This window comes from Kribbella sp. ALI-6-A (assembly GCF_001984195.1).
Classification (GTDB): domain Bacteria; phylum Actinomycetota; class Actinomycetes; order Propionibacteriales; family Kribbellaceae; genus Kribbella.
The window spans coordinates 1101271-1121797 of sequence record NZ_MTQN01000010.1 but is presented as its reverse complement, the minus strand read 5'-3'; the positions used below and the strand labels follow the sequence as shown (position 1 = coordinate 1121797).

Annotated in this window: 20 protein-coding genes; 9 read left to right on the top strand and 11 right to left on the bottom strand. The window is 70.9% G+C overall.

Going from position 1 to position 20527, the window contains the following annotated elements; all coding sequences use genetic code 11:
• The first annotated feature begins 43 nt into the window (after positions 1 to 43).
• From BWI15_RS19670 to BWI15_RS19655, 4 genes are all read left to right on the top strand, one after another.
• A complete protein-coding gene (locus BWI15_RS19670; RefSeq protein WP_143465705.1) occupies positions 44 to 733 on the top strand; it encodes a hypothetical protein in 690 nt (229 codons plus the stop codon).
• A 125-nt stretch (positions 734 to 858) separates the two neighbouring features.
• Positions 859 to 1539, top strand: a complete 681-nt coding sequence (locus BWI15_RS19665) for a hypothetical protein (RefSeq protein WP_077015822.1) — start codon at positions 859 to 861, stop codon at positions 1537 to 1539.
• A 304-nt stretch (positions 1540 to 1843) separates the two neighbouring features.
• Positions 1844 to 2548 (top strand): SDR family NAD(P)-dependent oxidoreductase, encoded by a 705-nt coding sequence (locus BWI15_RS19660; RefSeq protein ID WP_077015821.1) that lies wholly within the window; start codon positions 1844 to 1846, stop codon positions 2546 to 2548.
• A 12-nt stretch (positions 2549 to 2560) separates the two neighbouring features.
• Positions 2561 to 3049 (top strand): 2,4'-dihydroxyacetophenone dioxygenase family protein, encoded by a 489-nt coding sequence (locus BWI15_RS19655; protein ID WP_077015820.1) that lies wholly within the window; start codon positions 2561 to 2563, stop codon positions 3047 to 3049.
• An 8-nt stretch (positions 3050 to 3057) separates the two neighbouring features.
• Here BWI15_RS19655 and BWI15_RS19650 read toward each other — a convergent pair whose 3' ends face one another.
• Positions 3058 to 3942, bottom strand: coding sequence for a LysR family transcriptional regulator (locus tag BWI15_RS19650; RefSeq protein WP_077015819.1), 885 nt, complete (start codon positions 3940 to 3942; stop codon positions 3058 to 3060).
• Here BWI15_RS19650 and BWI15_RS19645 point away from each other — a divergent pair.
• Positions 3941 to 5062, top strand: coding sequence for an FAD-dependent oxidoreductase (locus BWI15_RS19645; protein ID WP_077015818.1), 1122 nt, complete (start codon positions 3941 to 3943; stop codon positions 5060 to 5062). The genes BWI15_RS19650 and BWI15_RS19645 overlap by 2 nt on opposite strands.
• On the opposite strand, the gene BWI15_RS19640 is transcribed toward BWI15_RS19645, so the two are convergent.
• Genes BWI15_RS19640 through BWI15_RS19630 form a run of 3 tightly spaced genes read right to left on the bottom strand, consistent with a single transcriptional unit; the run spans position 5046 to position 7843 of the window.
• A complete protein-coding gene (locus BWI15_RS19640; RefSeq protein WP_077015817.1) occupies positions 5046 to 6260 on the bottom strand; it encodes an MFS transporter in 1215 nt (404 codons plus the stop codon). The two genes, BWI15_RS19645 and BWI15_RS19640, sit on opposite strands and share 17 nt — an antisense overlap.
• A 53-nt stretch (positions 6261 to 6313) precedes the next feature.
• A complete protein-coding gene (locus BWI15_RS19635) occupies positions 6314 to 7369 on the bottom strand; it encodes an ArsR/SmtB family transcription factor (RefSeq protein ID WP_077015816.1) in 1056 nt (351 codons plus the stop codon).
• Positions 7370 to 7843 carry a GyrI-like domain-containing protein gene (locus BWI15_RS19630; RefSeq protein WP_077015815.1) on the bottom strand — a complete coding sequence of 158 codons (474 nt, stop codon included), beginning with the start codon at positions 7841 to 7843 and terminating at the stop codon, positions 7370 to 7372.
• A gap of 182 nt (positions 7844 to 8025) precedes the next feature.
• Here BWI15_RS19630 and BWI15_RS19625 point away from each other — a divergent pair, with 182 nt between their 5' ends.
• Complete coding sequence (locus BWI15_RS19625; protein ID WP_077015814.1) at positions 8026 to 9315, top strand: glycoside hydrolase domain-containing protein; 1290 nt, start codon at positions 8026 to 8028, stop codon at positions 9313 to 9315.
• A 33-nt stretch (positions 9316 to 9348) separates the two neighbouring features.
• On the opposite strand, the gene BWI15_RS19620 is transcribed toward BWI15_RS19625, so the two are convergent.
• The 3 genes from BWI15_RS19620 to BWI15_RS19610 form a co-directional block, all read right to left on the bottom strand.
• Positions 9349 to 12210 carry a DEAD/DEAH box helicase gene (locus BWI15_RS19620; RefSeq protein WP_077015813.1) on the bottom strand — a complete coding sequence of 954 codons (2862 nt, stop codon included), beginning with the start codon at positions 12208 to 12210 and terminating at the stop codon, positions 9349 to 9351.
• Between the two features lie 139 nt (positions 12211 to 12349).
• Positions 12350 to 13006 carry a response regulator gene (locus tag BWI15_RS19615; RefSeq protein ID WP_077015812.1) on the bottom strand — a complete coding sequence of 219 codons (657 nt, stop codon included), beginning with the start codon at positions 13004 to 13006 and terminating at the stop codon, positions 12350 to 12352.
• The gene (locus BWI15_RS19610) at positions 13003 to 14145 is read right to left on the bottom strand and encodes a sensor histidine kinase (RefSeq protein ID WP_077015811.1); all 1143 of its coding nucleotides are present in this window, start codon (positions 14143 to 14145) and stop codon (positions 13003 to 13005) included. Before BWI15_RS19610 ends, BWI15_RS19615 begins: the two co-directional genes overlap by 4 nt.
• Before the next feature lie 174 nt (positions 14146 to 14319).
• Here BWI15_RS19610 and BWI15_RS19605 point away from each other — a divergent pair, with 174 nt between their 5' ends.
• The gene (locus BWI15_RS19605) at positions 14320 to 16518 is read left to right on the top strand and encodes an MMPL family transporter (protein WP_202817683.1); all 2199 of its coding nucleotides are present in this window, start codon (positions 14320 to 14322) and stop codon (positions 16516 to 16518) included.
• A 37-nt stretch (positions 16519 to 16555) separates the two neighbouring features.
• The gene (locus BWI15_RS19600) at positions 16556 to 16870 is read left to right on the top strand and encodes a DUF1905 domain-containing protein (protein WP_077015810.1); all 315 of its coding nucleotides are present in this window, start codon (positions 16556 to 16558) and stop codon (positions 16868 to 16870) included.
• 45 nt (positions 16871 to 16915) lie between these two features.
• Here the strand turns inward: BWI15_RS19600 and BWI15_RS19595 are convergent, their stop codons facing one another.
• The 4 genes from BWI15_RS19595 to BWI15_RS19580 form a co-directional block, all read right to left on the bottom strand.
• Positions 16916 to 17791, bottom strand: coding sequence for a diacylglycerol/lipid kinase family protein (locus BWI15_RS19595; RefSeq protein ID WP_077015809.1), 876 nt, complete (start codon positions 17789 to 17791; stop codon positions 16916 to 16918).
• Positions 17788 to 18549, bottom strand: coding sequence for a twin-arginine translocase subunit TatC (gene tatC / locus BWI15_RS19590; RefSeq protein WP_077015808.1), 762 nt, complete (start codon positions 18547 to 18549; stop codon positions 17788 to 17790). Before tatC ends, BWI15_RS19595 begins: the two co-directional genes overlap by 4 nt.
• A 76-nt stretch (positions 18550 to 18625) precedes the next feature.
• Entirely contained in the window at positions 18626 to 18949 is a 324-nt protein-coding gene (locus BWI15_RS19585) for a twin-arginine translocase TatA/TatE family subunit (protein WP_077015807.1), read from the bottom strand.
• 59 nt (positions 18950 to 19008) lie between these two features.
• Entirely contained in the window at positions 19009 to 19191 is a 183-nt protein-coding gene (locus tag BWI15_RS19580; RefSeq protein WP_077015806.1) for a hypothetical protein, read from the bottom strand.
• A 140-nt stretch (positions 19192 to 19331) separates the two neighbouring features.
• Here BWI15_RS19580 and BWI15_RS19575 point away from each other — a divergent pair, with 140 nt between their 5' ends.
• Complete coding sequence (locus BWI15_RS19575; protein ID WP_077015805.1) at positions 19332 to 20522, top strand: winged helix DNA-binding domain-containing protein; 1191 nt, start codon at positions 19332 to 19334, stop codon at positions 20520 to 20522.
• Positions 20523 to 20527 lie beyond the last annotated feature (5 nt).

Sequence of the window (20527 nt, the reverse complement as noted above, 5' to 3'; positions counted from 1 at the left end):
TTGGGTAGGCCCCGGAACGAGGCGCCCCTGTGAGGAGACAGTTGTGGTCCAGCCGTACGAAGACTCCGGCACACTGACCGACCTGCGACCCGACGAGAGCACGCAGCGCTACGAGGAGGCGCGGGCCGCGGCGCACCGGGCGATGACGAACGTCCGGCTCGTTCCGGACCCGCCGGAAGCCGAGCCGGAGTTCGGGACCGAGCGGCCGGCGTACCGGGGCTTCAAGGCCGGCGCCGCGTTCTTCGGCTGGCTGATCGCCTTGTCGATGACGGTGTTTTTCGTCCTGGTCGTCGCCGGCCTCGGTGGCGTGGCCGGCTACGTCCTCGACTTCACAGCGGCCGACGCTCGGCGGCGCCCGACCGAGGTCGCACTGGCCGCGGCGATCGGGGTGACCGTCGTACTGAGCCTCGCCTACTTCTGCGGCGGCTACGTCGCGGGCCGGCTGGCCCGGTTCGACGGGAAGCGGCAGGGCGTCGGCGTCTGGCTGATCACGGTGCTGGTGGGGGTGTTCGTCGCGGGGATCGGCGCCGCACTGAACGTCTGGTACGACGCGGTCGGCCGCCTCGACCGTTCGGACCTGCCGCTGCGCGTGGGCACGCTGGATCCGGATCTTCTCCGGTACGGCGCCCTGGCGACCGCCGGCGCGATCGTGCTGCTCACGCTGGTCTGCGCGATCCTCGGCGGCGGGGCCGGCCGGCGCTTCCACGACAAGATCGACCGCGAGCTGGACTGAGCCGGTCGCGTCCGCGGGGTCCGCTGCGCGAGAGCGTGAGCTCGCAGTGCGGACGCAGCGCATGGGTGGGCGCACGGAGGGTACGAGTGGTGAGAGACGGGGCTGTCCTTGTGAGGAGAACTGCCATGGTCCAGCACTACCGTGACGACACCGACACGAGCGTCGGTCCGCCCGCGCAGCGCTTCACCGCCGACCGTACGGCGACCCAGCCGGTCGTCGAGAACGGACCGGCCGACGACCGCAAGCCGCTGCACCGGGCCAATGTGAAGACGTCCACCGAGGGCGAGGTGAACCCGGTCTACCGCGGGTTCAAAGCCGGCTCGGCCTTCTTCGGCTGGCTGATCGCGGTCGGCCTGACCGTGCTGCTGACCGCGATCGTCGGCGCGATCGCCGCGGCGGTCGACTACGCCGTCAGCATCGACCGCGGGATCTTCGACGAGCAGGCCGGCACGGTGGGCATCGTGTCCGGCGCGCTGCTGCTCCTGGTCCTGGCGATCGCTTACTACAACGGCGGCTACGTCGCCGGCCGGCTCGCGCGCTTCGACGGCGCGCGCCAGGGCTTCGGCGTCTGGGGCATCGGCGTCGCGGTGACGCTGATCGTCGCCGGGATCGGGGCGCTCGCCGGTTCGCAGTACGACGTACTGGAGCGGGTCAACCTGCCGTCCGTGCCGATCGCCGAGGCGGACCTGACCAGCGGCGGGCTGATCCTCGGTGCCGCGGTGCTGGTCGTGACGCTGCTGGCCGCGGTGATCGGCGGCAAGGCCGGTCAGCGCTACCACCACCGGATCGACCACAGTTTCCACTGATCCATCGAGACGCCGGGTCCTCCCCCCGCCCGGCCTCTCACCCTCCCCCCGCAGCGGGGAAGCCGGCCCTCCCCCGGCTTCCCCGCTTTCTCTTTCCCGTTGCGTCCGAAGAACTGAGGCCGATAGCGCACGCTTCTTCGGACGCGAGCAACTGCGCTCGCCGGACGCGATCGCGGAGCAGTGGGACGGCGGAGCGGAGCAGTGGGACGGCGGGGCGGAGCGGTGGGACGGCGGGGCGGATCGGGGTGATCCGGCGTTCGGGTAGCGGTGGTGCCGGCCGGTCGCGGCGGACAGGATCGAGGGCATGCCGGATCGGAGTGTCTTGGTGATCGGCGGCACCAGCGGGATCGGTGCCGCCGCCGCGCTGCGGCTGGCGCGCGACGGGGCGAGCGTGGTCGCGGCCGGGCTGAACCCGCAGGCGGCTCCGGCGGAGCTCCGTCAGGTGGCGGAGTTGCGCGCGCTCGACCTGCGCTCACCGACCGAGCTCGAGGACCTCGTCACGTCGTACGACGCGCTCGACGTACTGGTCAACGCCGCCGGGATCATCCGCCGCGGCGACGAGCACCGGCCGGAGGTGTTCGCCGAGGTGCTGGCGATCAATCTCACCGGCGCGATGCGTGCTGCCGAGGCCGCGCACGACGCGCTCGCCGTCCGCGGGGGCTGCGTGGTCAACGTCGCCTCGATGCTGAGCTTCTTCGGCGGCCCGCTGGTCCCGGCGTACAGCGCGAGCAAGGGCGGCATCGTGCAGCTGACCCGCTCGCTCGCGGTCGCCTGGGCAGCCGACGGGATCAGGGTGAACGCCGTCGCGCCCGGCTGGATCGCCACCGACCTGACCGCCGCCCTGCAGGCCGACCCGGCGGCGACCGAACGGATCCTCGGCCGCACCCCGATGGCCCGCTGGGGTACGCCGGCCGAGGTGGCCGGCGCGATCGCGTTCCTCACCGGTCCCGACGCGGGCTTCGTCACCGGCGCCGTCCTGCCCGTCGACGGCGGCTATCTCAGCGCCTGAAGGAGAACTCCCATGAGCCAGATCCCCATCTCCGACGCCGTCCCTCTGGAGATCGCCGTCCAGGCCGTTCCCGACGACGACCGTCTGTGGGTCCCGCAGGCCCCCGACGTGTGGTTCCGTCCGCTGATGCTGAACACGATCACCGGCCAGTGGTGCAACCTGCTCAAGGTCACCCGCGCCGGCATCGTCTCGCGCCACCGCCACCCCAGCGCGGTCTTCGGCTACGTGATCAAGGGCAAGTGGCAGTACGACGAACACGACTGGGTCGCCGAGACCGGCTCCTTCGTCTACGAGCCGCCCGGCGAGATCCACACCCTGCGCGTGCCCGAGGACACCGGCGAGATGATCACGTTCTTCAACATCTCCGGCGCGATGATCTACGTCGACGCCGAAGGCCACCAGACCGGCTACGAGGACACGTTCACCAAGATCCAGCTCTGCCGCGACCACTACGCCGCCAACGGCCTGGGCGCCGACTACGTCGACCAGTTCATCCGCTGACCGCCGCGTCAGGTCGGCGGGTCGATCGCGGTGACGGTGTCGATCACGGCGGTCAGCGCCGGGGTGCGGGGGCGGTCGCGGTGCAGGAACAGGGCGACCTGGCGCTCGACGCCCGCGTCGTGAATCGGAACCAGGCGGACGCCGTCCAGGTTTGCCGTGGTGACGGCGAGGGCGTTGGTGACTCCCGTGCCGAGGCCATGGCGGACCAATGACAGCAGGGTTTGCGGCTGATTCGTGCGGTAGACGCTGACCGGGCTCAGACCGGCCGAGGCGAACGCCAGATGCGACTCGAACTGGCGGCCGCCGGAGGACTCACCGATCGAGATCAGCGGGAGGGTGGCGAGCTCCGCGAGGCCGATCGAGGGCTGCGTGGCCAACGGGTGCTGGGCCGCGAACACGGCGACGAGCGGCTCGCGCCACAGGACGCGGTGTTCGAGGGACTCGGAGACCACGAGCGGGTGAACCGGGCGGATCGCGAGGTCGATCTCACCCTGGACGAGCGCGCGTTCCAGCTCGATGCTCGGGCCCTCGACGAGCAGCAGGCGGACTTCCGGCATCCGGACGGCGACCTGCGGGAACAGCCAGGCGGCCGCGCTCGGGTACGTACCGAAGCGGACCTGCCCGCGCACGGTCGACAACTCGCCGAGCCGGTGCAGGATCTCCTCGGCCGCCGGCAGCAGCGCCCGTCCCTCCGGTGTCAATGCGACCGGATGCGCGGTCCGGTCGAACAGTTGCACGCCCAGCGCCTTCTCCAGCTCGGCGACGTGCTCGCTGATCCGCGACTGCCCGCGGAACACGGCCTTCGCAGCCGCTGAGAACCCGCCGTACCGGGCGACGGCGACGAAGCTCACCACCCAGTCCAGCCGGTAGCCGTACGCCGTGGTCAGGTCCATGGCAGGAGGTTATCCGGGAAGACATCGCTCTGCCGGTGGCGTTGAACCTGTTGTGGATACCCAAGTCGTGGTGATCGGGGCCGGCCAGGCCGGGCTGTCGGCGGCGTACCACCTGGTCCGGATGGGTTTCACGCCGTACGACGAGGTGGTGGTCCTGGACCGCAACGACGCACCGGGCGGCGCCTGGCAGCACCGGTGGGACTCGCTCACCATGAACGACGTGCACGGCATCGCCAACCTGCCCGGAGCGGAGGTGCCGCCGAGCATCGGGGCCGAACGGGCGAACGTGTTCGTGCCGCGCTACTACGCCGACTACGAGGCCCGCTTCGAGCTGCCGGTCGTGCGGCCGGTCGTCGTCGAGAACGTGCGCGAGGTGGACGGGCGGTTCGTGCTGACCACCGACCACGACACCTACACGGCCGACGCGATCGTCAACGCGACCGGCACCTGGAACCGGCCGTTCATCCCGTGGTACCCGGGCATCGAGACCTTCCAGGGACGGCAGCTGCACACCGCCGACTACAACGGCGCCGGGGAGTTCACCGGGCAACACGTGCTCGTCGTCGGCGGCGGCGCGTCCGCCGTCCAGCTGCTGGCCGAGATCTCCGAGGTCGCGACGACGACGTGGGTGACCCGGCGCGAGCCGGTGTGGCGCACCGACGAGGAGTTCGGGCCGGAGCTCGGGCGGAAGATCATCGCGAAGGTCGAGGAACGGGTGCGCGCCGGGTTGCCGCCGCGGAGCGTGGTGAGTGTGACCGGGTTGCAGCTGCGGCAGCAGGAGCGCGCGGCGTACGAGCGGGGTGTTTACACGCGCTTGCCGATGTTCGAGCGGATCACGCCGTACGGCGTGGTGTGGGCCGACGGGCGCGAGCAGAAGGTCGACGCGATCCTGTGGGCGACCGGATTCCGCGCCGACCTCGGCCACCTGGCGCCGTTGCACCTGCGCGAGCCGTCCGGCGGCATCAAGATGGACGGCACCCACACCGTGCTCGATCCGCGCATCCACCTGGTCGGCTACGGCCCGTCCGCCAGCACCATCGGCGGCAACCGCGCCGGCTTCGCCGCGGCCCGCGAGCTGCGTGACCTGCTGCATCCGAAGGTGCTCACACCAGCTGACTGACTTCCGCGGGCTCCCACTGCCGGTGCCGCCGGACCGCGACGGGGATCAACGCGCCCGCCGCCAGAAAGATCGTGGCCGTGAGCAACCACCCCGGCCAGCCCCAGCTGACCGCGACGACGGTGAGCACGACCGGAGCGACCAGATCGCCGACCTGCGTACCCATCGCGTACGCCCCTTGGTACTGCCCCTGCCCGCCGGGCGGCGCCAGCTCGAAGCTGATTCCCCAGCCGCCCGCGGACTGCAGCATCTCCCCCAGCACGTGGACCAGCGCGGCAACGACCAGTAGTCCGATCGTGACAGCACCCGACGTGACGTCGGTGAGGGCCAGCACCGCACAGGCCAACGCCAGCAGAAATCCCGCCCGGCGTCCGGCCCGGGCCGCGCCCGCCAACTGTTCGGTGCCTCGGGCAACGCGGAGCTGCAGCAGGATCACCGAGACCGCGTTGACCACCAGCAGCACCGAGATCAGCCAGGTCGGCGCATCTGTTGCCGTCGCCACCCAGAGCGGGATCGCGACCTGGGCCATCGCGTTGTGCATGCTGAGCAGTCCGTCGAGCGCGACGAACGCCAGGAACGGACGATCCTTGAGCGCGGTCAGCGCCGACGGTCCGGCCGCCGAGGGCACCGGCGGCACCCGGGTCATCCCCCACTGCACCAGCCCCGCCGTCACCACGTACGTCGCGGCGTTGGCCAGCAGCGCGATCAGGTAGACCTCGCGCTGGTCGACCGCCAGCACGATGCCGGCGAGCGCCATCCCGACGCCCATCCCGATGTTCGTGGTCACCCGGAGCAGTGCGCGCGTCCGGACCCGCTGGTCGGCCGGGACCAGTCCGGCGATCAGCGCACCCTTCGCGCCGCGCTGTCCCGAGTCCGCGATCGCGGTCACCCCGACCACCGCCACGAACAGACCGAACGAGCGGATCTGAGTGAGCGCGGTCATCGTGACGGCCTGCAGCAGCAGGAAGCCGACGTACGCGCGGTTCGGTCCGAGGCGGTCGGCGACGATGCCGAGCGGCGTACTGGCGACGAGGCCGACCAGTCCGGCGATGGTGAGGCCGAGGCCGACCTCGCCGACCGAGAGGCCGGCGGCCCGGGTCAGGTAGAGCGCGCCGACGGCGGCGTACACGCCGTTGCCGAAGGTGTTGACGAGCGTGGCGACCACCAGCCGGCGGACCTCGGGCGGGAGGGAAGCAGTCATGCCGTCAGCCAACCGCGGTCGCTGTCGGACCGGCGGTGGATTGACCGAATCCGTCAACGCATCACGAGGTCGAGCAAATCTGTGCCGAGGGCACGCATCACCTGCTCGTCCAGCCGGTACGCGACGAACCGCCCCTGCCGCTCGGCCGTCACCAGCCCGGCACGGGTCAGCGCCCGTAGATGCCGGGTGACCTGAGTCGAGTTGAGTCCCCAGAGCGCGGCGATCTCTCCGGCGGTCCGCGGTTCGCTGGCCACCGCACGGCAGATCTGCAGACGGTCCGGGGCCGCCAGCGCCTCCAGCCGGGTCCGCACCACCTGAGCAGCCGGTACGCCGGTCCGCTTAGCCGCCGCCGGGTAGATCACCGTCAGCGGCTCCCCCGGCACCTCGCCGAGGAACACGTGCGGCGCGATGAAGTTGCTCGGCACCAGCAGCACGGACCGCGCCGCGAGGTCGATCCGCTTGTTCTGCACCTTCTGGACGACCACGCTGTCGGCGTCGCGCGGGTGGACCGCGCCGTCGAGCGATCGCAGCATCGCGGCGACGCCGTCGCGCACCGCCAGGTCCCGGTCCTGCCGGCCACGCGCGGCCAACTGGTCGCACGACGCGGTCCAGAGCTCGCCGAACCACTCATGCCAGCAGGAGTCGAGCAGTGCCAGGAACCGCGCGACCGGCTCGGCCGGGTCGGTCAGCAGCGACTCCACCAACGCCTCGACCTCGCGGCCACGGCTGCGCGCCCACCGGCGTACGGCGTCGGCATCGGTGGTCCGGGAGCTCAGCGGCCGGCCACGCAAGGGACGGACGAGATCAGCGGCCAGGTCTTCCGGCGTACGGGCGCGCAGGCTGTCCAGTTCGTCCTGCCAGGTCGGCAGGCCGGTCGCGGCACTGGTGGCGAAGAAGCGGGCGCGAACAGCGCGGACCGTCCAGGTCCAGGCGGCCAACTCCTTGCGCAGCGGCTTGCTCAGCTGAACGCCTTCGGCCCAGGCGGTCCGGTCGTGATGCCGTGGCTCGGCCAGCACGTGCAGCGCACAGCCGAGCTCGATCAGCGGCGAGGCGACATGCCGGATCCGCTCAGGATCCAGCTTGCCGAGACCCGCCAGAACAGTCGGCACTCAGCCCCGCAGCCGGAACAGCAGCTCGGTCTCCCACTGGTCGAGGTCGGGGACCTCCATCGGGTCGGACTTGTAGACCTCCAGCCGCGCGGTCCAGCGGTCACCGTCCGCGTCCCACTCCAAACCTTCCTGCTTGGCCCAGGCCAGCAGATCACCGGTCGCCTGGTACAAACCGTCGGGATGCCCGTGGTGGGTGTGGCTGACATAGCGCCCGGCCGGCAGGACGCCGGTCACGATCTCGCCTTCCCCGGTGTGCCGCTCCTCGACCGGAACCCCGATCTCGATCACCAGGCCGTTGTCCATGTCGACCACGTCGTACTTGAAGAACAGCGCGTCGACCGGCGTGATCCCGCGCGCGGCCAGCCAACTGAAGACCTCGCCGCCACGCTCGGCGAAGGCACTGATCTCGTTCATCTGCACGGTGCCCCGCACAGCGACGTACGGCTGCTCTGCTCGCTCGACGATCTCCGGCATGGCCACTCCCTGGTCAGCAGGTGCTTGCTGCTGCCACGCTACGACTCCGTCGGGGCCAGGGCCTGCTGGAGACCCCCGGCCTGCGGCGCCGGACGCTGGAGATCGCTCGCTGGGATGCGCTGAAACTCGGCATTGCCGTCCGCGCGATTCGGGCGTGTACTGCTGGTGGGAAAGGGGTTGTCATGAGGCGGCTCGCAGTGTGGACGGCGGCTGGGGCGCTGGTGGTGGGAACGGCCGGTACGGCGCAGGCCGAGCCGGCGACCGGGGTGGCCTACCCCGCGGGGGCCACCGCGACGCGGGTGACCGGGTGGGCGTTCGACACCTGTACGGCGCCGACCGTGGCGCAGATGGCGGCGTGGAAGAGTTCGCCGTACCGGGCGGTGGGGATCTACATCGGCGGCGGGAACCGGAGCTGCGCGCAACCCCAGCTCACCGCGAGCTGGGTCAGCGCGGTCACCAAGCAGGGTTGGCGATTGATCCCGATCTACCTGGGCTGGCAGGCGACCTGCACGCACCGGACCAGAGCGCTGAAGATGTCGTCGTCGACGGCAACGGCCGCGGCCCAGGCGCGCGGGTCGGCGTCCGACGCGGTGACCAAGGCCCGGGCGCTCGGACTGGTCGGCGGCAGCGCGATCTACGGCGACATGGAGCACTACGACCTGGGCAACGCGAGCTGCCGGGCCGCCGTCCTGAGTTACCTGTCGGCGTGGACCAAGGAACTGCACCGGCACGGCTACCTGTCGGGGGTCTACGCGCATCAGGACAGCGGCGCGCGCCACCTGGCCGAGGTCTACAACAGCACGGCGTACGCGCGACCGGACGCGCTGTGGATCGCCCGGTGGGACAAGAACACCGGGCTGTTCAACTGGCCGACCGTTCCCAATGCCTACTGGGCTTCCGGCCAGCGGGCCAAGCAGTACTGGGGGGATCACAACGAGACCTACGGCGGGGTCACGCTGAACATCGACAGCGACCGTTTCGACGCGCCGGTCGCTTCGGTGGGCTTCGCGTACTCCACCAAGACCGCCCTGAGCGCGCGCAGCGGACCGTCCACCAGTCACCCGGTCGTCGCGACGTACGGCGCCGGTGCCGGGCTCAGGATCGTCTGCCAGACCTACGGCACCAAGGTCGGCACGACCACCGTCTGGAACAAGCTGACCTCAGGCGCCTACGTCACCGACTACTACGTCAACACCCCGTCGAACACGACCTACTCCTACCCGATCCCGGGCTGCGCCCTGCCGTACCAGACCACCACGTCGCTCAGCCGACGCAGCGGTCCTGGTACGTCGTACGGCGTGGTCGGCACCTTGCCCACCGGCTCGCTCGCGTGGATCACCTGCCAGCGCGCGGGCAGCAAGGTCGGTACGACGTCGGTGTGGAACCGGCTGACCGACGGGAGCTACGTCACCGACTACTACGTCGCCACTGGGAGCAACACGACCTACACGGCACCGATCAGACGCTGCTGAGGCCTGTCTCCCGATTCCGCGCAGTAGGCGGTCCTAGACGTCGTCGACCACCGACGCGTACGAGATCACGCCGCGCCGGATCTCCTCCGTCACCGCGCGGGCCGTCGCCCGCAGCGGCGTCGGGCCGGCCGCGTCGGCGACCTGCTCGGTGAGGTCGATCAGCTGCTTCACCCACCGGACGAAGTCACCGGCCGCGAGATCCGACTCGTACAGCACCTCGCTCAGCGACGCCCCCGACGCCCACCGGAACGCGGCCCAGCAGAAGCCGAGGTCCATCGAGCGCAGGAAGTCGACCCGCATGTCCCGCTCCAGCGCCGACAGGTCCCGCCAGATCGCGCCCATCTTCTCCAGCGCGATCCGCACGTCACCGCGCGGCAGCCGCGGCGACGTCGGCTCGTCCTTCGACCGCGACTCGTAGACCAGCGCCGCCAGGCAGGCCGCGAGCTGCGGCACGTCCAGGTCGTCGAACACGCCCTGCCGCAGGCACTCGGCCGCGACCAGGTCGAGCTCGGTGTAGATCCGCGACAGCCGGTCGCCGGCCTCGGTGGTCTTGTCGCCGTCCAGGTAGTGCAGGGCGTCGAGCACCTGGCAGACCCGGTCGAACTGCCGGGCGATCGTGTTGGTCCGCTGCTCGATCTTGCGCTGGACCTCGCGGTTCTCCCGGTCCAGCCGGAAGTAGCGCTCGGCCCAGCGGGCGTGGTCCTCGCGGTCGGCGCAGCCGTGGCACGGATGCGCGCGCAGCTCGGCCCGCATCTCCTGCAGCACCGGGTCGTCGGCGTGGGTGATCACGTCGCCGCTGCGGCTGCGCGACGACGGCGGGCCCTCCTCGCCGTGCAGGTCGGTGCGGTTGCGCAGCACCTGCGCCAGCTCGCGGCGCTGCTGCGGGTTGCGCGCGTTGAACTTCTTCGGCACCCGCAGCGACCCGATCGACTCGACCGGGGTCGGGAAGTCGACCATCGACAGCTTGCGCACCTGCCGGTCCAGCGTCAGCACGGTCGGCCGCGGCCCCTCCCGCTCCGAGCGCATGCCCGGGTCGAGCACCAGCGCCCAGCCCGCGCTGCGGCCGGCCGGGATCCGGATGATGTCGCCGATCCGCAGCTTCTCGATCGACTCCTGCGCCTCGACCCGGCGGTCCAGCTTGCGCCGCTTCGAGCCGGACGACTCCCGCTCGCCGATCCGGCGGCGCAGGTCGGCGTACTCCAGGAAGTCGCCGAGGTGGCAGTCGATGGACTCCTTGTAGCCCTCGAGCGCCTCGGTGTTGCGCTGCACCTGCCGGGCCAGCCCGACCACGGCCTGGTCGGACTGGAACTGCGCGAACGACAGCTCGAGCATGTCCCGCGCCCGGCTGCGCCCCACCTGGCGAACCAGGTTCACCGCCATGTTGTACGACGGGGAGAACGACGAGCGCAGCGGATACGTCCGCGTCGACGCCAAACCTGCGACAGCGCGCGGGTCGAAGCCCGGCTGCCACAGCACGACGGCGTGACCCTCGACGTCGATCCCGCGCCGCCCGGCCCGGCCGGTGAGCTGCGTGTACTCCCCCGGGGTGATGTCGACGTGCGCCTCGCCGTTCCACTTGCTGAGCTTCTCCAGCACCACCGTGCGGGCGGGCATGTTGATGCCCAGGGCAAGCGTCTCGGTGGCGAACACGACCTTGATCAGGCCGCGCGCGAACAGTTCCTCGACGACCTCCTTGAACGCCGCCAGCATGCCCGCGTGGTGGGCCGCGATGCCACGGCTGAGCGCCTCGGCGAAGTCGTGGTAGCCGAGCACGCCAAGATCCTCGTCGGGCAGGTCGACGGTGCGCTCGGCCAGCACCCGCTTGATCTCGTCGCGCTCGCTCGGCTTGGTCAGCCGCAGCCCGGACCGCAGGCACTGCAGCATCGCGTCCTCGCAGCCCTTGCGGGAGAAGATGAAGTAGATCGCCGGCAGCAGCGCGCCCGCGTCCAGCTCCTCGACCACGTCCGACCGGTACGGCGTGAAGTGGGACTTGCTCGGCCGGGTCTTCGGCAGGTCGCGGCGGCGGCGCGGCTTGCGCGAGTCGTCGCGGAAGATCCGGTTGTCGTCGCGGGCGATCCGGACCAGCTGCGGGTTGACCAGGTCGCGCAGGTCGGGCGTCCCGCCCGACTTCTGGGCCGCGGCCTTCGCCGGGTTGCCCGACCGGGCCGGCCGCCCGGCCGACGGGCCGAACTGCGCCTGCGCCGCCCCCGCGGTCGGCGTCTCGCCCGCGAACAGGTCGTGCAGCCGCTTGCCGACCATCACGTGCTGGAACAGCGGGACCGGCCGCTTCTCCTCCAGCACGACGACGGTGTTGCCGCGCACGGTCTCCAGCCAGTCGCCGAACTCCTCGGCGTTGCTCACCGTCGCCGACAGCGAGACCACCGCGACCGAGTCCGGCAGGTGGATGATCACTTCCTCCCAGACCGCGCCACGGGACCGGTCGGCCAGGTAGTGCACCTCGTCCATCACGACGTAGGACAGGCCGAGCAGGGTGTGCGAACCGGCGTACAGCATGTTGCGCAGCACCTCGGTCGTCATCACGACGATCGGGGCCTCGGAGTTGATCGAGTTGTCACCGGTCAGCAGCCCGACCTTGTCGTGGCCGTAGCGGCTGACCAGGTCGGCGTACTTCTGGTTGCTCAGGGCCTTGATCGGGGTGGTGTAGAAGCACTTCTGCCCGCGCTGCAGGGCCAGGTGCACGGCGAACTCGCCGACCAGCGTCTTGCCGGACCCGGTCGGCGCCGCGACCAGCACCTGGTGGCCGTCTTCGAGGGCGGCGCAGGCGCGCAGCTGGAACTCGTCCAGCTCGAAGTCGTAGAGCCCCCGGAACTCCTTCACGGCGGGATGCTCCTGGTCCGAGCGGAAAAGGGCGTACTTCTCGGACGGGGTGCTCACGCACGTCCTCGCTTCGCTGCGGGCGTGCGTGAGCACAGCTCACTGTACTTTTGCATGGCCTCGCTCCGCTCACCCATGGCCCCAGGCTAGCTGCCCGCACCCCCAGAACCCCGCCCACCCGCCTGGGCACGGACAGCGATCAGCGGTGCACGCGCTGCGTCTCGTAGGCCCACATGACCAGTTCCACGCGGTTCCGGGCGCCCAGTTTGCCCATGATGCTGGCCAGGTGCGTTTTCACCGTGCTGAGGCTGATGTGCAGGTCGCCGGCGATCTCGGCGTTGGTCCGGCCCTGGGCGACGGTGACCAGGATCTGCTCCTCGCGGTCGGTCAGGGGTTCGACCGGCTGGGCCGGTGGGCGGCCCAGCCGGGTGTCGGAGAAGGCGGCGAGCAGCCGGGCGGTGATGTTCGGCGCGATCAGCGCGTCACCCCGCGCGGCCGCGTGGATCGCCTGGACCAGGAGCTCGGGCCCGGCGCCCTTGAGCAGGAAGCCGCGGGCGCCTGCCTTGAGCGCGCCGTGCACGTACTCGTCGAGGTCGAACGTCGTGATCACCACGACCGCGAGCGGGTCGTCGACCTGCGGCCCGGCCAGTTCGCGCGTGGCGGCGATCCCGTCCACGCCAGGCATCCGGATATCGAACAGGCACACGTCGGGCCGCAGCCGGCGGGCGAGTTCGACCGCCTCGCGGCCGTCGGCGGCCTGGCCGACCACCTCGATGCCGGGCTGTGCGTCGAGGATCATCGTCAACCCGGTCCGGACCAGGTCCTGGTCGTCGGCGACGAGCACGCGAATGCTCATCCGGCCGCTCCCGACTTCGGCAGCACGGCTTCGACCGTCCAACCCTTGTCCGGGCCGGGACCCGCCTCGAACGAGCCGCCGAGCAGCGTGGCTCGCTCGGTCATGCCGACCAGGCCATAGCCCACCGGCCCGGCCGAACCTGCCTCGCCGTCGTCCCGGACGGTCAGCCGGACGCAGTCGGCGTCGGCGGCCACCCGGACGTCGATGCGGGTCGCGTCGCGGGCGTGCCGGACAGCGTTCGTGATCGACTCCTGGGCGATCCGGTAGACGGCGGCGTCCACCGAGGGGCCGAGGTCGTCGAGGTCGCCCGACAGTTCGAGCTCCACCCGAGGCCGTGGTCCTGTACTCCGGGCCAGCTGCTCGAGGTCGGCCACGCCCGGCTGCGGTCCCAGCGCCGCCGCCTCGTCCGCGCGCAGGCCGGCGACCATGATCCGCATCTCGGTGAGGGTGCGCGAGGCCTCCGCCTCGATCACCACCAGAGCATCCACCGCCGCTCCCGGATCGGCCACCGCCACGACCCGGCCGGCCTGGGCCCGGATGGCGATCGCCGAGACGTGGTGCGCGACCGTGTCGTGCAGTTCGCGGGCAAGCTGTTCGCGCTCCCGCAACCGGACCTGGTCCAGCTCACGGACCCGCGCCGAGGCGCGGTAACGGACCGCGGCGCCGAGCGTCGCCGGGAACAGCAGGAACATGCTGCCGAGCACCGAATCGACCAGTCCGGTCCGGTCCACGGTCAGCCCGAGGGCCAACGTGACCAGAACGAGCACCGTCCCGATCCCGATCTCCCGGCCGGATCCCCAGCGCCAGAGCGCATAGGGCAGCAGGACGACGAAGATCATCGTGGTCAGCCCGACCGGCTCACGAACGGTGAGCAGGATGGCGAGATCCAGCACGATCAGCGAACCGAACGTGCCGGCCACGACCGCGAAGGGGTGCGTGCGCCGCCAGAGCAGCGCGACGGCGAACACCACCCCGAGCAGCGTCGCGACGGGTCGCCAGACCAGCGGATCGTGCAGCACTCCCTCGACGATCGCCGTGGGGACCAGCAGGCCGACGAGCACCCAGTCCCGCCAGACGCGGCGCGGTGGGTGCGGGGCGCGCGGTTCGGCCCAGAGCGACCGGACCGCGTTTCTCAGCATGGGCTCACAGTAGACACCCCGGGCGGGCCGCGGATCGGCCCAAAGTACGGCCCCGCGATCGGCCGTGCGGCCGAGGCAACCGCGGCCCTTCGCCCGAGGTGCGCGCCGCCGGATCCCGCGACGCTGAATCCGCGGCGGCGTCGCCGTACCGGAGTCTCACCGAAGGAGATCGCGATGATGTCGTCTGCCCTCTACCGCCTGGGCCGGTACGCCGCCCGCCGGCCCTGGACGGTGATCGGGAGCTGGCTGGTCGTCGCCGTGCTCGTGATCGCGGCGTCCAGCGCCTTCGGCCAGAAGCTCGAGGACTCGATGGGAGCGCCGGGCCTCGACTCGCAGCGGGCGACCGATCTCTTGTCGAACGCCGGGTCGGACCAAGCCGGACTGACCGCGCAGGTGGTCGTCACGCCGCTCGACGGCACAACGTTCCGCGACTCGGCTGCCGCGCGGGCTGGGTTGAGTGAGGTCCGGGCGGCGGCCGCCGAGCTGCCCAAGGTGCTGGGAGCGAGCGATCCGCTCGCCGCGGAAGCCGGCGCCGGAGCGGTGTCGCCCGACGGCCGGATCGCCGTCATTCGCCTGCAGTACCCGGTGCAGGACGAGCTGGCCCCGGCCGACCTGGACAATCTCAAAGAGTTCGCGGCGGCAGCGGACTCGACCCTGCGGATCGAGCTGGGCGGCGACCTGTTCTTCGCCTTCGAGGAACCCGCGACGGGCCTCGGCGAGGCGCTCGGTCTGGTCGCTGCCGTCCTGGTCCTGCTCGTGACGTTCGGCTCGCTGATCGCGATGGGGTTGCCGATCGGGCTGGCGCTGTTCGGCCTCGCGCTCGGCGTCAGCTCGATGTCGCTGATCACCTACCTGATCGACGTCCCGAGCTGGGCTCCGGTGGTCGGCAGCATGGTCGGCCTCGGCGTCGGCATCGACTACGCGCTGTTCCTGGTCACCCGGCACCGCGAGTACCTCGCCCAGGGCCTGACCGTCGAGGAGTCGGTCGGCCGCGCGGTCGCCACCGCCGGGCAGGCCGTGGTCTTCGCCGGCGGCACGGTGGTGATCGCGATCCTCGGCCTGGCCGTGGCCGGCGTACCGTTCATGACCGCCGGTGGGATCGCCGTCTCGGTCGTCGTACTGATCATGGTCATTGCCTCGATCACCTTGCTGCCGGCGTTCCTGGGGCTCGCCGGGCACTGGATCAACCGCCTCCGGGTACGACGCGTCGACGCCACGGCGCACACCGCGGGCTGGCAACGGTGGGCCCGGCACGTGTCCCGGCACGCCGTGGTCTACGCCGTCGGCGCGACCATCGCGCTGCTCGCCCTGGCCGCGCCGGTCCTCGCGCTTCGGGTCGGCACTCCGGACGAGGGAGCTCTTCCCCAGAACCGGACCGAGCGCCGGGCGTACGACCTCGTGGCCGAGGGATTCGGTCCCGGTATCAACGGTCCGCTGGTGATCGCCGTGGACATCTCGAAGGACGCGAGCGTCGTCCAGCCGTTGCTCGACGCGATCAAAGCCGACCAGGGCATCGCCGCCGTCGCGCCTCCCGAGGTGAACGCCGCCGCCGGTCTCGCGACGCTGGTCGCGTTCCCGACCACCGGGCCTCAGGACGACGCCACGCTGGACACGGTCGAGCGGCTGCGCGCCGACGTCTTTCCCGCCGTACTGCGTGGGAGTCCGGCGAAGGCTCACGTCGGTGGGCAGACGGCGAGCTTCGCCGATGTCGGCGCCAGGGTCAACGACCGGCTGCCCCTGTTCGTGGGCACCGTGATCCTGCTGTCGGTGCTACTGCTGACGCTGGTGTTCCGGTCGGTTCTCGTGCCGCTCAAGGCCGCGCTGATGAATCTGGTCAGCATCGGCGCGTCCTTCGGTGTGATGGTGATGGTCTTCCAGTGGGGCTGGGGCGCGGACCTGATCGGGCTGGAGTCGACCGTGCCGATCGTGCCGTTCATCCCGATGTTCATGTTCGCGATCCTGTTCGGGCTGTCGATGGACTACGAGGTGTTCCTGCTCTCCCGGGTGCGGGAGCAGTACCTGGCCACCGGCGACAACGACGGCTCGGTCGTGCACGGCATCGCCACCACCGGGCGGGTGATCACGTCGGCCGCACTGATCATGATCTCGGTCTTCCTCGGCTTCGTCGCCAGTGGCGATCCGGCGGCCAAGATGTTCGGGCTCGGCCTGGCCGTCGCGATCTTCATCGACGCGACCGTCGTCCGGATGATCCTGGTGCCGGCGACGATGAAGCTGCTCGGCAAGGCCAACTGGTGGATCCCCCGCTGGCTCGACCGGCTGCTGCCGGTCATCGACGTCGAGGGCCAAGCGGGCCTGCCCACGGTGAAACCCGCCGGCGCACCGGCCGCCGACACCGAACGAGCACTCGTGTAGGCCGAATCTGTCGGCGGAGGTCTCTACGCTCGGGCTTGTGGCAGGCATCGGGATCTTCGAGTTCTCAGCGCTCCTGTGGGAGCACCCGGGCGAGGGCAGTTGGCACTTCGTCTCCGTCCCGGCCGAGACCAGCGACGACATCGCCGACCTCACGGCCGGGACCCGCCGTGGGTTCGGATCGGTGCGCGTGACCGTCACGGTCGGCAGCACCACCTGGCAGACGTCGGTCTTCCCGGACAGCAAGACCGGGACCTACGTGCTGCCCGTGAAGAAGGCGGTCCGCACCGCCGAAGACCTCCAGGCCGGCGCCCCGGTCGAGGCCCGCCTGGAGGTCGTCGACGCGACCTCCTGAACAGCAGCTCAGTCGATGTGGAAGCTGTCGCCGTACGCCTCCCGCTCAGCCGTAGACGGTGAGCGCGCCGGGTGCGATGCCGATGTCGACCGGCAGCGGGCCGAGGATCTCGCCGTCGGCGTACGCGGTGACGGTCGGCGACTCCAGCCGGACGGTCGCGCCGCGCAGGGTGTGCACCGCCGGATGGCCCAGATGGGTGCCCTTGGACAGCTTCGGGAACATCTGCAGCAGGGTCAGCCGGGACACCGGCCTGATGATCGTGATGTCGAGCCGGCCGTCGTCGATCTCGGCGCCCGCGCAGATCTGCAGTCCCCCGCCGTACGTCGGGCCGGTGCCGACCGCGACCAGCATCGCGTCGGTCTCGATCCGCTCGCCGTCGACGGTCAGGACGTACGACAGCGGCGTGAAGGTGCGCAGCTCGGCCAGCGTCGCGAGGGTGTAGCGGGCGTTGCCCTTCGGCCAGGTCATCGCGTTGGCGCGTTTGTTCACCAGGGAGTCGAACCCGCCGGCCACGACGGTGGTGATGAACCTGCCCTCGGCGACCGCGAGGTCGACCGCCCGGGTCCGGCCGGCCACGATCAGGTCGGCGGCCGCGACCGGGTCCTTCAGCGGTACGCCGAGGCCGCGGGCGAAGTCGTTGCCGGTCCCGGCCGGGATCACGCCGAACGGCATGCCCGACTCGGCCAGCACCTGTGCGCCCAGATGCAGCGTGCCGTCACCGCCGACGAGGGCGACCCCGTCCGCGCCGGACGCGACCACCTCGGCGGAGATCCGGCCGACGTCCTCCGCGCAGGTCGTCTCGTACCGATCGACGTCCAGCCCGCCGGCCTCCAGCCGCCGCTGGACCACCGGAGCCACCCGCGCGCCCAGGCCGCGACCGCTGGTGGGATTGACCACCAGCGCGATTCTCCGGCTGGTCATTCGGCCAGGAGGGCTTCGGCCTTGCGGGCTTTCCGCTTGTCCAGGATCCGGGTGATGATCTCGGCGCCGAAGAACAACGCGCACATCGGCAGCGCCAGGAACATCAGCGAGAACGGGTCACCCGACGGCGTCGCGACCGCGCCGAAGACGAAGATCGCCAGCACGATGTACGGGCGGAACTTGGCCAGCGCGGCGGACGGAACCACCCCGACGATGTTCAGCAGCACGACGACCAGGGGCAGCAGGAACGCGATCCCGAACACCAGCATCGTGCGCAGCACGAAGTCCAGGTACTCCGGCAGCGTGATCAGGTTCTGGGCGAAGTCCGGCGTGAAGCCGATCAGGATCTCGATGCCCTTCGGCAGCGTCCAGTAGGCCACCGCCAGCCCGGCCGCGAACAGCGGGGTCGCGATCGCCGCGAACAGCACCGCCCAGCGCCGCTCGGACCGGTGCAGACCGGGAGCGATGAACGCCCACAGCTCGTACAGCCACACCGGCGCGGCCAGGATCAGGCCGAACACCAGCGAGATCTTGATCTGGAAGGTGAACGGCGAGGTCACGTTGTTGAAGGTGAGCTCGGGCCGCTTGCCGCCGTTGTTGCTCGCGATCAGGTCGGCCACGCCGGTGTTGAACGGCTTGACCAGGAAGTCCAGCGCCTGGTCGTAGAAGACATAGCCGACGATCGTCAGCAGCACGATCGCGAGCACCGAGACGAGCAGCCGGTTGCGCAGCTCGGCGATGTGCTCGCGCAGGGTCATCCGACCCTCTTCGTCCTTCGGACGTGGTTCCTTGCGCCGTCCGAACCTCACCATCGTCACAGGTGGTGCGCGTGACTCAGTTGGCGGTGTGCGTCGGCGGCATGCCGTCGCCCGGAGCCTGGCCGTTCGTCTGGTTCTGCTGCGGGGTCTGCTGAACCGGCGGCTGCACGGGCTGCTGAACCGGCTGGACGGGCTGGACCGGCTGCTGCACCGGAGGCTGGCCCTCGGTCAGCTCGGCGTCCTTCTTCCGGCCGGTGCCGACTTCTTCCTCCCAGATCTTCTTCGACTTGCCGAGCTGCTTGACCAGGGCCGGCAGCTTGGCCGAACCGAACAGCAGCACGACGATCGCGAGGATGACGAGCCACTCTGCGCCCTGGGGCATACCGAGAAGCGGGGGCATGAGGATCTCCCTTTCACGACTAACGATGGCTCAACGTGAGACTTGGGCCGATACTACGCTCAGGAACGCGCAGACTCCCGGGTCCGTCTTGACCCCTGGCTCTGCGCCGCCTCGAGCTTGGACTGGGCGGCGACCAACTCACGCGTCAGCGCCTTGGTCTGGCCCCACAGCTTCTTCGCCAGCAGGGCGAGGACTCCGAGCCACACCGCCACCACCGCGAGGAAGAGCAGGAACCAGTACATAGCGGGAGCCTATCCGGTCCGGGGGCGCGATCCACGCCGCCGGGTGTCCGCTACGGGCAACGATGTCGGAACGCGATGGTAAGAATTGGTGTCCGGACGGGGCGCAGTCCCGCGTTCCGCCGTTGAGCGAGGGGGCCGGCGTGGTGCGGATCGGGATCGAGGAGCGGCGCAGGAGGCTGGGCCGGCGGCACCGGCTGGCGACTTCCTGCCAGGCGGCCGATCCGGTCGAGGCGGCGGCCTCGATGGTCGTGCTGCACGCGACCGATCCGGCGACGGTGCACCTGTCGGCCGCCGCCCGCGTGCCGGGTAGTGACGTCGCGCTCACCGAGCGTGCCCTGTACGACGACCGCACGCTGATCCGGATGCTCGGGATGCGGCGCACGGTGTTCGTCGTTCCGACGTCGTTCGCTCCGGTCGTGCAGGCCGCGTGCACCGACGACATCGCGGTGAAGCAGCGCAAGTTGCTGGTCAAGCACCTGGTCGAGGCCGGAATCGCCGGCGACGCCGACGCGGCCGGGCAGTGGCTGCGAGCCGTCGAGGAGTCGACGGCCACCGCGCTCAGCCTGCGGGGCTCGGCGACCGCGCAGGAGCTCGCCCAGGACGAGCCGCGGCTGCGCAGCCGGCTGGCGATGGCGGAGGGTAAGTCGTACGCCGCTCAGCCGTACGTCACCAGCCGGGTGCTGTTCCAGCTCGCGGCCGAGGGGCGGATCGTCCGCGGCCGCCCGCTCGGCACGTGGCTGAGCAGCCAGCACCAGTGGTCCCCGGCGCAGAAGTGGCTGCCGAGCGGCCTCAGCAGCGATCTCACCGCCGACGACGCCCGGACGGCGCTCGCGCGGGCGTGGCTGCAATCCTTCGGGCCGGGCACGACGGCGGATCTGCAGTGGTGGACCGGGTGGACGCTCGGCCAGACCCGCAAGGCGCTGGTCGCGGTGGACGCCGTCGAGGTCGACCTGGACGGCACACCGGGCTACGTGCTGCCCGGTGACGAGGCGCCCGAGGCGGAGGTCGAGCCCTGGGTCGCGTTCCTGCCCGCGCTGGATCCGACGCCGATGGGCTGGAAGGACCGCGGGTGGTACCTGGGCGAGCACAAGGCCCGCCTGTTCGACACCACCGGCAACATCGGCCCGACGATCTGGGCCGACGGCCGGATCGTCGGCGCGTGGGGCCAGCCGGAGTCGGGTGAGGTCCGGTACCAGTTGCTCGAGGACGTCGGCCGGGAGACCGCGGCCGCGATCGAGGACCATGCCGCCCGCTGGACGTCGTGGCTGGCCGGGGTGCGGATCACGCCGCGGTTCCGCACGCCGCTGGAGCGGATCCTCAGTCAAGGATGAGGCCG

Bases quoted from the DNA above. Each gene is read 5' to 3' on its own strand.
- BWI15_RS19665 (WP_077015822.1), top strand. From the start codon at position 859: ATGGTCCAGCACTACCGTGACGACACCGACACGAGCGTCGGTCCGCCC.
- BWI15_RS19660 (WP_077015821.1), top strand. From the start codon at position 1,844: ATGCCGGATCGGAGTGTCTTGGTGATCGGCGGCACCAGCGGGATCGGT.
- BWI15_RS19655 (WP_077015820.1), top strand. From the start codon at position 2,561: ATGAGCCAGATCCCCATCTCCGACGCCGTCCCTCTGGAGATCGCCGTC.
- BWI15_RS19645 (WP_077015818.1), top strand. From the start codon at position 3,941: ATGGCAGGAGGTTATCCGGGAAGACATCGCTCTGCCGGTGGCGTTGAA.
- BWI15_RS19650 (WP_077015819.1), bottom strand. From the start codon at position 3,942: ATGGACCTGACCACGGCGTACGGCTACCGGCTGGACTGGGTGGTGAGC.
- BWI15_RS19640 (WP_077015817.1), bottom strand. From the start codon at position 6,260: ATGACTGCTTCCCTCCCGCCCGAGGTCCGCCGGCTGGTGGTCGCCACG.
- BWI15_RS19630 (WP_077015815.1), bottom strand. From the start codon at position 7,843: ATGCCGGAGATCGTCGAGCGAGCAGAGCAGCCGTACGTCGCTGTGCGG.
- BWI15_RS19625 (WP_077015814.1), top strand. From the start codon at position 8,026: ATGAGGCGGCTCGCAGTGTGGACGGCGGCTGGGGCGCTGGTGGTGGGA.
- BWI15_RS19615 (WP_077015812.1), bottom strand. From the start codon at position 13,006: ATGAGCATTCGCGTGCTCGTCGCCGACGACCAGGACCTGGTCCGGACC.
- BWI15_RS19610 (WP_077015811.1), bottom strand. From the start codon at position 14,145: ATGCTGAGAAACGCGGTCCGGTCGCTCTGGGCCGAACCGCGCGCCCCG.
- BWI15_RS19605 (WP_202817683.1), top strand. From the start codon at position 14,320: ATGATGTCGTCTGCCCTCTACCGCCTGGGCCGGTACGCCGCCCGCCGG.
- BWI15_RS19595 (WP_077015809.1), bottom strand. From the start codon at position 17,791: ATGACCAGCCGGAGAATCGCGCTGGTGGTCAATCCCACCAGCGGTCGC.
- tatC (WP_077015808.1), bottom strand. From the start codon at position 18,549: ATGACCCTGCGCGAGCACATCGCCGAGCTGCGCAACCGGCTGCTCGTC.
- BWI15_RS19585 (WP_077015807.1), bottom strand. From the start codon at position 18,949: ATGCCCCCGCTTCTCGGTATGCCCCAGGGCGCAGAGTGGCTCGTCATC.
- BWI15_RS19580 (WP_077015806.1), bottom strand. From the start codon at position 19,191: ATGTACTGGTTCCTGCTCTTCCTCGCGGTGGTGGCGGTGTGGCTCGGA.